Source organism: Streptomyces sp. AMJ-169 (assembly GCF_055597585.1).
Window position 1 is genome coordinate 117,052 of sequence record NZ_JBVLTJ010000003.1, and the last position, 11,601, is coordinate 128,652.

Genomic DNA, 11,601 nt, shown 5'->3' on the forward strand with positions numbered 1-11,601 from the left:
TCAGGCCGCCACCGGCACCGCCCCGCCGAGCTGCCGGGCCAGGAACCGGGTCGCGCTGTCGGCCTCCACCCGCCGGGGGAAGTCCATGTGCCCGCCCGCGTTGGCGTGCAGGGTCTTCTCCTCGGAGGCGAAGGCGTCGAACAGCGCGAGAGCGGACTCGCGCGGGATGCGCTCGTCGTCCCACTGGAGGGTGAACTCGACCGGGACGGTGATCCGCCGCGCCGCCTCCAGCAGGGCGTCGGGCCACATCAGCCCGAGGACCGCGGCGATGATCCGGGGTTCGGCCGCCACCAGCGGCACCCCGATCGCGGTGCCCATGGCGATTCCGGCGTAGCCGACCGGCCCGTCGGCGCCGATCTCCGGAAGTTCCTGGAGGGCGTCCAGGGCTGCCCGGTACTCGGGCACGGCCTGCTCGGCCAGGCGGGCGTTGTAGCGGACGACGACGGAGCGCTCCGACTCGCCCGCCGCCTGTGCGGCGCGCAGTGCGGCGATGTCCCGTTCGTCCTGCGCGGTGCGCGGCCGGTCGCCGTGTCCGGGCGCGTCGAGGACGGCGGCGTGGAATCCGCGGCGGGTCAGGAGGCGGGCGCGGCCCGTCATGGACGGGTGCTTCTTGTGGGCGCCGCCGCCGTGGCCCAGCAGGACCAGGGGCGCCCGGCCGTGGCTGGGAGCCGGCGACCAGAGCACGCCGGGGACGCCGACCAGGGTGAAGTCGCGTTCGGTGACGCCGTCCGCCGACGACTCGGCGGTGAACTGAAGAGTGTTCATGGGTCTTGCCTTTCGGGAGTGCCTTGGGTGGACAGGCGCTCCCGGCGGCGCCTACGTCAGCCGCCGGCCGTGACGGGAAAGGGGGAGCACCCACGTCGATACAGCGTTCATGGGTCTCACCTCCTCGGGCGGCGTCACGGTCGTCCGCAACGTACAAGCCGGAGCCGCGCCCCGTCCAACGCTTTTCCCCGCTCCCCCTCGCTCCGGCGTGAGCGGCGCGCGCGGCAGCGGTGCGGTGCTGCGTCGCACGCTCTTCCCGAGGCTGGAAGGCACGGTGAAGATGAGCTGTCCGCGACCGGTCAGACACAAGGAGTCCACGTTGCTGCTTCTCATCTCCCCGGACGGTGTCGAGGAGGCTCTCGACTGCGCGAAGGCGGCGGAGCATCTCGACATCGTCGACGTCAAGAAACCGGACGAGGGCTCGCTCGGGGCCAACTACCCATGGGTGATCCGGGAGATACGCGCGGCGGTCCCGGCGGACAAGCCGGTGTCGGCGACGGTCGGGGACGTGCCGTACAAGCCGGGCACGGTCGCGCAGGCGGCGCTGGGCGCGGTGGTGTCGGGGGCGTCGTACATCAAGGTCGGGCTGTACGGGTGCACGACGCCGGAGCAGGCCGTGGAGGTGATGCGCGGGGTGGTGCGCGCGGTGAAGGAGTACCGGGCGGACGCGTTCGTCGTCGCCTCGGGGTACGCCGACGCGCACCGGATCGGCTGCGTCAACCCGCTCGCGCTGCCGGACGTGGCCCGGCGGGCCGGGGCGGACGCGGCGATGCTGGACACGGCCGTCAAGGACGGGACCCGGCTGTTCGACCATCTCGCGCCGGACGTGTGCGGGGAGTTCGTGCGGCTGGCGCACGGGTTCGGGCTGCGGGCGGCGCTCGCGGGCAGTGTCCGGCGGGAGGATCTGGGCGCGCTGGCCCGGATCGGCACGGACATCGTGGGGGTGCGCGGCGCGGTCTGCGAGGGCGGTGACCGCACCACGGGAAGGATTCAGCCGCAGCTGGTGGCCGCGTTCCGCGCGGAGATGGACCGGTGCACGACGGCGGCCGTCCCTGCCGCGGGCTGAGCGGTGCCGCCGCCTCCCGCCGACGGCCCTGCTGCCGACGACAGCTCCCCCGTCGCCGACAGTCGCCCCGTCCCCGTTGCCGGCGGTCACCTCGCCGCCCGCAGCTCCCCCGCCCCCAGCTGCTTCCCCGTCGTCGACCCGGCGACCGGCGAGCCCTTCGCCGAAGCCCCCTCCCTCCCGCCGGACGCACTGGACGCGCTCGTCGCCCGCGCGCACGAGGCCTGGCGGGGCTGGCGGACCGATCCGGGCGCGCGTACGGCGGCGCTGCTCACGGCGGCCGACGCCGTCGAGGCGGCCGAGGCTTCGCTGGCTCCGCTGCTCACCCGTGAGCAGGGCAAACCGCTGGCGGAGTCGGCCTCGGAGGTGGCCCGTACGGCGGCCCGGCTGCGTTATTTCGCGGGGCTCGATCCGGTCGCCGAGCCGATCGTGGACGGCCGTCCGGTGCGCAGCGAGGTCCGCTGGCGCTCCCTCGGTCCGGTCGCCGCGATCGTGCCGTGGAACTTCCCGCTCCAGCTGGCGTCGGCGAAGTTCGCGCCGGCGCTGGCGGCGGGCAACACCGTCCTGCTGAAGCCGTCCCCGTTCACCCCGCTGGCGACCCGGCTGCTGGGCGAGGTCCTGTCGGCCGCGCTGCCCGAGGGGGTGCTGACGGTCGTCACCGGCCGCGAACCTCTGGGCGCACGGCTGGCCGCCCATCCCGGCATCCGCCATGTCACGTTCACCGGTTCGGTCCCCACCGGGCGGGCCGTCGCCCGGGGCGCGGCGGGCTCGCTCGCGCGGGTCACGCTGGAGCTGGGCGGCAACGACGCGGCGATCCTGCTGGACGACGTCGATGTGGGCGCGGTCGCGGACCGGCTGTTCTGGGCGGCGTTCCGCAATTGCGGGCAGGTCTGCATGGCCGTCAAGCGGGTGTACGCCCCGGCCCGGCTCTACGGCGAGGTCGTCGAGGCGCTCGCGGACCGCGCGCGGAGTGTCGTCGTCGGCCCCGGTCTCGATCCGGCGACCGAGCTGGGGCCGGTGAACAACGCCGCCCAGCTGGCCCGGGTCGGTGAGTTCACGGCGCGGGCCCTGGCGGAGGGCGCGCGGGCCGCGGCCGGCGGGCACCGGCCGGCGGACCGGCCGGGCCACTTCTTCGCCCCGACGGTCCTGGCCGACGTCCCGCCCACCAGCCCGGTGGTGACGGAGGAACAGTTCGGCCCGGTCCTGCCGGTCCTTCCCTACGACCGCCTCGACGCCGCCGTCGACGCCGCCAACTCCACCGGTTACGGCCTCGGCGGCTCCGTCTGGGGCACCGATCTCGACCGCGCGGCCGAGGTCGCGGCCCGCCTCGACTGCGGCACGGCCTGGCTCAACCACCACGCCGAACTCTCCCTGGCCCAGCCCTTCGCCGGCACGAGATCCAGCGGCGTCGGCGTCGCGGGCGGCCCCTGGGGTCTGTACGGCAACCTGCGCCCGTTCGTGCTGCACCGACCGGAAGAGACGTGAGCGGCGGCCTGCGCAGGGGTGTGACCGGCAGCTTACGCAGGAGCGTGACCGCAGTGACCGCCCGCCTCCGCAAGGGCGTGACCGCCGACGGAAGAGGCACGCCCGCCCTCGAAAGAGCCCCGGCCTGAAGCCACGCCCTCGCACAAGAACCGCGAGCACGAGCAGCACCCCCGCGATCCGGCCCACCGCCCATCCCCCGGCCCCCACCAGCCACTTGCCCCCGGAGGAGACATGCCCATGCAGTTCCCGGCAGCCGTCCTGCGCGCGTACGACGCCCCGTTCGCCGTCGAGCGGGTCACCCTGGACGGCGGGCCCGGTCCCGGTGAGGTCCTGGTCCGGATCGCCGGGTGCGGGATGTGCCGGACCGATCTCGCGGTACGGCGCTCGGGGGGCCGTACGCCGCTGCCGGCGGTGCTCGGGCACGAGGGCGCCGGGGTGGTCGTCGAGACGGGCGGGCCCGGTGGTGAGCTGAACGTCGGTGACCATGTCGTGCTGAGCTTCGACTCCTGCGGGCGGTGCCGGAGTTGTCTCGGGGCGGCGCCCGCGTACTGCGAGTCGTTCGCCGCGCTGAACCTCTTCGGCGGGCGGGCGCGGGCGCGGTTCACCGACGCGGGCGGGGGCCGGCTGGCGCCCCGGTTCTTCGGGCAGTCCGCGTTCGCCGCGTACGCGCTGGTCGCGGCCCGCAACGCGGTGCGGGTCGATCCGGCGCTGCCCGTGGAGCTGCTGGGGCCGCTCGGGTGCGGTTTCCTCACGGGGGCGGGGGCGGTGCTGAACACCTTCCGGGCGGGGCCCGGGGACACGGTCGTCGTGCTCGGCGCGGGCGCCGTCGGGCTGGCGGCCGTGCTGGCGGCGGACGCGGCCGGGGCGGTGGCCGTCGCTGTCGACCGCAGCCCCGAACGGCTGGCGCTGGCCGAGCGGTTCGGGGCGCTGCCGCTGCGCTCGACGGACGCCGGTCTGCCGGGCATGATCGGCCGGCTGACCGATGGCGGCACGCAGTACGCGCTGGACACGACGGCCGACGCCCGGCTGATCAACGAGGCGCTGCGGGGGCTGCGGCCGAGGGGGCGGCTCGCTCTGGCGGCCCGGCTGCACTCCGCGCTGGCGCTGGAGCCGGGGACGCTGGACCGGGGGCGCGTGCTGTCGCATCTGTGCGAAGGGGACGCTGTGCCGGGCCTGTTGGTCCCGCGGCTCGCCGAGCTGTGGCGGGCCGGGCGGTTCCCCTTCGACCAGCTGATCCGGACCTACCCCCTGGACGCGATCGGGGAGGCGGAGCGGGACTGCGAGGCGGGGCGGGTGGTCAAGCCGGTGCTGGTGCCCGGGAGTTGAGCGGCCGGTCAGCTGGGGGGTTTGTCGGCGAAGACCCAACGGTTTCCCTCCAGTGCGTCGTTCGGCTCGGGCAGCGGTCCCCGGCCGTGCCGGTTCGTGAAGTCGAAGGGGGTGCGGACGGTCGTCGACCAGCCTTTGTCCACGAGCCGGCCGGCGGAGTCGGGGCGGGGGCCCGCCGCGAAGAGGCCGAGGAGGTCGATGCCGATCTGGGCGTGGGTCGCGGTGTAGAGGGGGCTGTCCTGGTAGGCGAGGAGGTCCTTCTCCAGCTTGACCTCGTAGGCCAGGGCGCTGCCCGCCGCAGCCAACCGGTCGACGGTGTCGATGAGTCGGGTCTCCACCGCGTCCGGCAGATAGAACAGCAGGCCTTCGGCGAGCCAGACGCTGGGGGCGGCCGGATCGAAGCCGGCGGCGGTCAGCGCGGCGGCCCAGTCGGCGCGCAGATCGGTGGGGACGGGGACACGCCTGGCCCTCGGGACGGCGGAGAGGCCGCCGAGCACCGCGTGCTTGAACTCCAGGACCCCTGGCCGGTCGATCTCGTAGACGGCGCAGCCGTCGGGCCAGTCGAGCCGGAACGCCCGGGTGTCCAAGCCCGCGCCCAGCAGCACCACTTGGCGGGCTCCGCCGAGCGCCGAGCGGATCAGGAAGTCGTCGAGGACCCGCGTGCGCAGTCCGAAGTAGCGCGCGAACCTTCCCCACAGCGGGTTCGCGTCCCCCTCCGGGACCTGCTGGATCCGCACCGGCCAGCCCTCCGCCGCCGGGGCCGCCCGTACGAAGTGTTCCGCGAACACGTCCCGCGCCAGGCTGTCGTCCCGGTATGTCTCTATCGCCCGCGCCGCCGCGACCAGCAGCGCCGTGACCCCCACGCCGCCCTCTGCGACTCCGTCCGCCCCTTTTTCCGTACGCGCCGTACCCGCCATGCCGCTCTCCCCGCCCCGATCCGAAAACTGCTTCGCGCTTCGAACTATCCTCCCGATCAACTCAACTCGCCACAAAATATTTGATGTTCACTCAAAAGGGTTTAAACGGTCTCGCGTGCTGACGGCAGAGAGCGGCGGGGGGGTGATGGGACCACCCCGCCGCTCCGGTTCAGCCCTCCCCCCGGATCCACACCTGTCCTTGNGGGGGGGGGGGGGGGGGGGGGGGGGGGGGGGGGGGGGGGGGGGGGGGGGGGGGGGGGGGGGGGGGGGGGGTGGTCCCCCCCCCCCCCCCCCCCCGCTCCGGCTCAGCCGTCCCTCAGGCTCAGCACTTGCCCTTGCAGGGCCCCCCGCGCTCGATCGGGATCCGGATGACCAGCCCGTCGTTCGCCACGGTGAGCTGGTAGGTCTTCGTCGGCTTCTTCGGCAGCTCGTAGCCCTCCGGCACGTCCTTGACGACCGCGTAGTACGTGCCCGGCGGCAGCCCCCCGAAGGAGCACTTGCCGTTGCTCGGGGTGGAGCAGTCACCGACGAGGGTCTTCTTGCCGTTGACGTCCCGCCACAGCTGGACGACCGTACTGCCCAGCGGCGAGCCGGTCTTGGCGTCGGTGGTCAGGACGGTGAGGCTCAGTTCCTTGACGAGCCCGGCGTCCAGGGTGAGGTCCGACCGGTTGCCGGGGCCCAGGGTGACCGGGGCCGAGCAGCCGTTCTTGGTGTCGACCACGGAGTCCTTGCCGGCCGCGCCCGCGTTCTGCTTGGTCCACTCGTAGCCGGCGGGCTTGGTGAAGCAGACCTTGTAGGAGCCGTCGGGCAGGTCGGAGAACAGGTACTTGCCCTGGCTGTCCGTCGTGGTGGTCGCCAGCGTCTTGCCCGTGGCCGGGTCGATCAGCTTGACGGTGACCCCGGGAGCGGGCTTCTCGCCCGGGTCCTGGATGCCGTTGGCGTTGTCGTCGTACCAGACGTAGTCGCCCAGCTTGTTGAGGGGCGTCAGGCCCGCGTCCTGGGTGAGGTCCGCGCGGTTGGACGGGCCCAGGGTGACGGTGCCGGAGCAGCCGCTCTTGGGGTCGGCCACGGAGTCGTCACCGGCGGTGCCCGCGTTCTGCTTCGTGAACTGGTAGCCGGCGGGGGCCGTGAAGCAGACCTTGTACCGGCCGTCGGGCAGGTCGTCGAACAGGTACTTGCCGTCGGTGCCGGTGGTGGTCGTCTTGAGCGTCTTGCCGGTCGTCGCGTCGATCAGCTTGACGGTCACCCCGGGGGCGGGCTTCTCGGACGGGTCCTGGATGCCGTTGCCGTTGTCGTCGTACCAGACGTAGTCACCGAGCTTGTTGAGCGGTGTCAGGCCCGCGTCGACGTCGTGGTTGACGTAGCCGGGGTCGCCGACCGAGACCGTGGTCTTGCCGGCGCTGTCCGGCTTGGAGTTGATGTGGGTGTCGGTGCCCGCGTTCGCCTTGGTGAACTGGAGGTCCTTGGGGGCCGGGGTGCCGGGGAGGCCGGAGGTGTCGGCGGCCGAGTAGTCGAAGGTGACGTCGTACTTGGTGTCCGGCTTGAGGCCCTGGGCGGTGCCGATGTAGTACTCGCCGTTGGCGTCGGTCGTCGCCGTCAGGGTCGTGCCGTCGGGGGCCTTCAGGGTGACCACCACACCCGGGACGGGCGGTTCGGAGGGGTCCTGGATGCCGTCGCCGTTGGTGTCGTACCAGACGCGGTTGCCGATCTGGACGGGCGCCTGGTCGAGGACCAGTTCCAGGTCGGCGAGGCCGTTGCCCTTGCCGAAGAGGTTGGCGCCGTCGGACCAGGTGGACTTCAGCAGGAGGTTGCCGATGACGGTGCCGCTCTGGTCGGCCCGCGCGCGCGTGGGCACCGATCCGTCGGCGACCCATTCCCGCACGCCCTGCTCGTAGGCCTGGTTCGTCCACGGGTCGAAGGCCGTCGACCACAGCTTCTTGCGGTAGGGCTGGAGCGCGAGGCCGCCCTCGGTGATCTGGTCGTGCGTGGCGTCGGACAGGACGGTGCGGTCGTCGTAGAACTCGCCGCCGCCCGGCCCTTCCTTGTCGCCCGGCATGCTGCCCGTGAAGGAGCCGCAGGAGGCGTTGTTCTCCAGGGTGTACGTCGTACCCGACACGCACGCGCGCAGGACGTCACCGGCGGCGACGGCCGACACCTGGGTGGTCGTGGAGCCGTAGGAGTAGGTGCGGTTGCCCTGCATGTCGGCGAAGCGGTCGCGGAAGCCCATGATCAGGTCGCCGTTGTCGGCGATCTGGATGTCGGACAGCATGGGCTGCGGCGCGCTCACGAAGAGGTGCTCCTCGCGCGTGGGCACCCGCTCGTTCCAGGCCTCCCAGTCGGCGCTCATCCGCTGGCCGACGGTCGTGGAGTCGTCGCAGCGGTAGAGCGTGGCGGGCGTGCCGGTGAAGCGGTACGCGCACCCGCGCGCGTAGTCGAGCCCGTAGCCGAGCAGATGGGTGAAGGCGCCGCCCTTGAACTCGTAGACGTGGGCGCTCAGCTGCGCCGGGTCGCCCCAGGGCACGGTGTCGGTGACGGACGACTCGGCCCCGCACACCCCGCCGACCAGCACGCGCTTGCCGCGCACGCCGATCCCGTAGGGGTGCCACTCGCCGGTGCAGCCGGACGGCTTGGGGATGTCGTACGAGGACTGCGCGCCGGGGGTGACGGAGTCGCCGGAGCCGTTGAGGGGAACTTGGTACAGCTTCGAGTCGTTGAGGTTGACAGCGAACAGGGTCTTGCCGTCGCCGGAGACGTCGACGTCGCCGAGACCCTCGCGGCCGACCTTGCTGTAGATGCCGTCGTCGTTGAGGTAGCTGTTGGAGGAGTCGTGGGCGGTGAGAGTGCCGGGCAGCGTGACGAAGGTCGTCACGGCTTTGCTGGAGCTGTTGTAGCGGTAGATGGCGTTGACGGCGCCGGCCGGGCCGTACTCGGTGTGGCGTTTGACCGAGGTGCCCATGTAGACGTTGCCGGTGCGGTCGGTGCCGATGCCGTAGACGGCCTGCTGGGCGGTGTTGTCGGTGAGCTGAGTGAACGTGCCGCCCGGGGAGGTGTTGGTGAAGTTCCCGTCGAACTGCATCAGGCCCTGCATGCCGGTCGCGTCGCCCTTGGCGAGGCCCGCGGTGACCAGCGTCGGGTTCTCCTGGGAGTACAGGTCCGGCTCCCAGAAGCCGGTGGTGTAGGTGACGTCGGTGCCGCCGGAGACGTCGACGAAGCCGGTGTTGGAGCGGATGACGCTCGCGCCGCTGCCGAGGCCCGCGATCGCGGGCTGGTAGGTGGTGGCGTCCGGGTTCCTCACCTCGACGCGGTACTTGCCGCCGGTCAGGGCCGAGGAGGCGGGGGTGAAGGTCGCGGTGCCGTCGGCGCCGGTCGTCGCGGTGAGGACGTGCCCGGCGTCGTCGGTGAGGGTGACGGTGACGCCGGACATCCCCGGCTCCAGGGCTGCGTCGTACGCCCCGTCGGCGTTCACCTCGGTGACGACCCGTACGGTGACCGTACCGTCGCCGCTGCCCTGAGCCCTCGTCAGAGCCGCGGCCGGGACGGCCGCCTGGACGGCCGGCAGTCCGACCACGCACACACCCAGCGCGAGAGCGGCGGAGAGCCGTCTCCTTCTCGGTGGTCTTTCTCTGCGCATGCTGTTCCTTGTCTCGTCGAGGGACGCACCGAGGCCTCGTCGCGGGGACCTCGTCGAGATATGTATGGGAAACATCAAATACGTTGAATCGGGCCGTTCGGGGTAGCTAACGGAATGTCAGCGATCTTCCAGGAGGTACGGCAGTGACGGACAAACCCCAGGTCATGCGGCCCGCGGTCGAGGAGACGTACGGTCCGATGGATCTCAGCGGGCTGCCGATGTTCGCCGGAGGGTTCATCAACTTCGGCTACTGGCGGGCCGTCGACCTCACGGGGAGCGTCGGCGAGGCGGAGCGGGTGCGCAGCCAGGAGGACCTGTACCGGCTCGTCCTGGACGGCCTGGGGCCGCTGGAGGGGGCGGCCGTCCTGGAGGTGGGGTGCGGGCTCGGGATGGGCGCCGCGCTCGCCCTGAAGGAGTACGGGCCGGCGTCGGTGACCGGCCTCGACATCCACCCCGAGCAGCTCGCGCGGGCGCGCGCGGCGCACCCCGGCACACAGGGGCTGCGGTTCGTTCAGGGGGCGGCGGAGCGCGTCCCCCTGGAGGACGGCTCCTTCGACGCGGTGCTCAGCGTCGAGGCGGCGCAGCACTTTCCCGGGCTCGGCGGCTTCGCGCGGGAGGCGGCGCGGGTGCTGCGGCCGGGCGGGCGGATCGCTGTCGCCGGGTTCTTCACGCCCGGCCGCCCCGAGCAGCTGGCGGAGCTGCTGGAGACCTTCGAGAGCGGCCTGGACATCGCGCGTCCGGTGGGGGACCTGACGGACGCGTTCACGGCGGCCGGGTTCGCAGCAGCGCGGGTCGAGCCGATCGGGGCGGACGTCTGGCCCGGCTGGGACCTGTGGCTGGCGCGCATGTGGGCGCCGGACACCTGGCCGCGCAACTTCCTGCGCGCCTATGAGAGGGGGCTCATCGACTACTACGTCGTCACCGCGCGCCTATGACGGCTCCCCCAGGAGCACGGAGACCGCCGCCCGCACGGCCTCCGGGTAGCGCTCCCCGTCCACGTCCACCTGCCACAGCTGGTGCACCCCCTCGATGAGCGCCAGCACGGCGACGGCGCCGGTCCGCGCGGGCAGCCCGCTCGGCAGCCGCTCGCCGTAGCGCTCGACGAGGCGGGCGGTGAGATGGTCCTGGAGGGAGCGGCAGCGGTCGCGTACGTAGGCCTGCGCGGGCTCCTGGCCGGTCACCGCCTCGGCGACGACCACGGCGTGCACCTGCGCGAGCGAGGGGTGCTCCTGCTCGAAGGCGACGGCCTCCGCGAAGTCCCCCGCCCAGTCCTCGCCGACGGCCCGCTCCGCGAGGTGCTCCCGGTTCAGCCGCACCCGCTCGTTCAGCACCTCCAGCAGCAGCCGCTTCTTGCTCGGGAAGTAGTGCAGCACCCCCTGCCGCGTCAGCCCGGCCCGCTCGGCGACCGCGTCGAACGACGTCCCACGCACCCCCCGCTCGGCGAACACCTCCAGCGCCGCCTCCAGCACCACCGCACGCCGCGCACACCCCACATCGAACCCCTCTCGTCCCTCGGCGCCTCACCCTATGTACGGGGGCGGGGGCGGGGGGAAGGTCCGTTCAGGCCTTGTCCGGGGCGGGTACGAGACTCCGGGTGCCGGTACGAGACCCCGGCGCCTCACACCCCCATCTCCCCCAGCACCCCCCGCGCGACCTCCCCCACCCGTCCCGTCTCCCCCGCGATCTCCCCGCACAGCCGCACGTCCTTCGCCAGCAGCCCGCCCGCGTGCCCGGCGATCCGCTCCAGCGTGCCGCCCGCGTCGACGACCCGCTCCAGCGCGAAACTCGCCGAACTCCCGTGCTCCAGCACCCTCCCGAGCCCTTCGGCGGCCATCCCCAGCCGCTCCCCCAACGCCAGCGTCTCGGCCGCGAGCCCCAACTGGGCGGTGAACAAAAGGTTGTTGAGCAACTTCGCGGTCTGCCCGGCACCGACCCCACCGAGACGGACGACGGGATCGGCGTACGACGCGAACACGGGACCGCACGCCTTCAGCGCCTCCTCCGGGCCGCCCACCATGACCAGCAGCGCCCCCTTCTCCGCCGCCCGCCCGCCGCCGCTCACCGGGGCGTCGAGCACCAACACACCGCGTTCGGCGGCCCGTTGGGACAGTCGGCGGCAGGTGTCGGGATGGACGGTCGCGTGCACGGCGATGATCCCGCCGGCGCCCAGGCCCTCCAGGATCTCCCCGGACAGCTCCTCGACCCCGCGGTCGTCGACGACGCACAGGCACACCAGGTCGCTGGCGGCGGCCAGTTCGGCGGGCGAGGCCGCGACGCGGGCGGAGGTGTCCGCGAACGGGGCGAGCGTGGACCGGCGCCGGGCCCACAAGGTGAGTGCGAAGCCCGCCTCCGCGATCCGGCGGGCCATGGGCGCCCCTTGGCTGCCCAGACCGATGAAACCGACTCTCATGTCC

General features: G+C 73.0%; 9 protein-coding genes. 4 read left to right on the forward strand and 5 right to left on the reverse strand.

Annotation, left to right across the window (positions count from 1 at the left end; all coding sequences use genetic code 11):
- A complete protein-coding gene (locus ACYUD3_RS08855; RefSeq protein ID WP_470966348.1) occupies positions 1-765 on the reverse strand; it encodes an alpha/beta hydrolase family protein in 765 nt (254 codons plus the stop codon).
- Positions 766-1,084: 319 nt separating this feature from the next.
- Here ACYUD3_RS08855 and ACYUD3_RS08860 point away from each other — a divergent pair, with 319 nt between their 5' ends.
- The 3 genes from ACYUD3_RS08860 to ACYUD3_RS08870 all read left to right on the forward strand — a co-directional run bounded on the left by ACYUD3_RS08860 (position 1,085) and on the right by ACYUD3_RS08870 (position 4,639).
- Positions 1,085-1,831: a (5-formylfuran-3-yl)methyl phosphate synthase gene (locus tag ACYUD3_RS08860; protein WP_470966350.1), complete on the forward strand. Its 747-nt coding sequence runs from the start codon at positions 1,085-1,087 to the stop codon at positions 1,829-1,831.
- 3 nt (positions 1,832-1,834) lie between these two features.
- Positions 1,835-3,313: an aldehyde dehydrogenase family protein gene (locus ACYUD3_RS08865; RefSeq protein WP_470966352.1), complete on the forward strand. Its 1,479-nt coding sequence runs from the start codon at positions 1,835-1,837 to the stop codon at positions 3,311-3,313.
- A 237-nt stretch (positions 3,314-3,550) separates the two neighbouring features.
- A complete protein-coding gene (locus ACYUD3_RS08870; protein ID WP_470966355.1) occupies positions 3,551-4,639 on the forward strand; it encodes an alcohol dehydrogenase catalytic domain-containing protein in 1,089 nt (362 codons plus the stop codon).
- An 8-nt stretch (positions 4,640-4,647) separates the two neighbouring features.
- On the opposite strand, the gene ACYUD3_RS08875 is transcribed toward ACYUD3_RS08870, so the two are convergent.
- Together ACYUD3_RS08875 and ACYUD3_RS08880 are read right to left on the reverse strand one after the other, a co-directional pair.
- The gene (locus tag ACYUD3_RS08875; protein ID WP_470966357.1) at positions 4,648-5,556 is read right to left on the reverse strand and encodes an SAM-dependent methyltransferase; all 909 of its coding nucleotides are present in this window, start codon (positions 5,554-5,556) and stop codon (positions 4,648-4,650) included.
- A 322-nt stretch (positions 5,557-5,878) separates the two neighbouring features.
- The gene (locus ACYUD3_RS08880; protein ID WP_470966359.1) at positions 5,879-9,187 is read right to left on the reverse strand and encodes an SdrD B-like domain-containing protein; all 3,309 of its coding nucleotides are present in this window, start codon (positions 9,185-9,187) and stop codon (positions 5,879-5,881) included.
- 143 nt (positions 9,188-9,330) lie between these two features.
- Between ACYUD3_RS08880 and ACYUD3_RS08885 the strand changes: the two genes are divergently transcribed.
- A complete protein-coding gene (locus ACYUD3_RS08885; protein WP_470966362.1) occupies positions 9,331-10,122 on the forward strand; it encodes a class I SAM-dependent methyltransferase in 792 nt (263 codons plus the stop codon).
- Here ACYUD3_RS08885 and ACYUD3_RS08890 read toward each other — a convergent pair.
- Both ACYUD3_RS08890 and ACYUD3_RS08895 read right to left on the reverse strand, forming a co-directional pair.
- On the reverse strand, positions 10,117-10,680 hold the full coding sequence (locus tag ACYUD3_RS08890; RefSeq protein WP_470966364.1) for a TetR/AcrR family transcriptional regulator: 564 nt from the start codon (positions 10,678-10,680) through the stop codon (positions 10,117-10,119). The genes ACYUD3_RS08885 and ACYUD3_RS08890 overlap by 6 nt on opposite strands.
- 125 nt (positions 10,681-10,805) lie before the next feature.
- A complete protein-coding gene (locus ACYUD3_RS08895) occupies positions 10,806-11,597 on the reverse strand; it encodes an NAD(P)-dependent oxidoreductase (RefSeq protein WP_470966367.1) in 792 nt (263 codons plus the stop codon).
- Positions 11,598-11,601 lie beyond the last annotated feature (4 nt).

Coding starts and splice junctions, on each gene's coding strand:
- ACYUD3_RS08895 (WP_470966367.1), bottom strand. CDS start 11,597: ATGAGAGTCGGTTTCATCGGTCTGGGCAGCCAAGGGGCGCCCATGGCC.
- ACYUD3_RS08880 (WP_470966359.1), bottom strand. CDS start 9,187: ATGCGCAGAGAAAGACCACCGAGAAGGAGACGGCTCTCCGCCGCTCTC.
- ACYUD3_RS08870 (WP_470966355.1), top strand. CDS start 3,551: ATGCAGTTCCCGGCAGCCGTCCTGCGCGCGTACGACGCCCCGTTCGCC.
- ACYUD3_RS08855 (WP_470966348.1), bottom strand. CDS start 765: ATGAACACTCTTCAGTTCACCGCCGAGTCGTCGGCGGACGGCGTCACC.
- ACYUD3_RS08875 (WP_470966357.1), bottom strand. CDS start 5,556: ATGGCGGGTACGGCGCGTACGGAAAAAGGGGCGGACGGAGTCGCAGAG.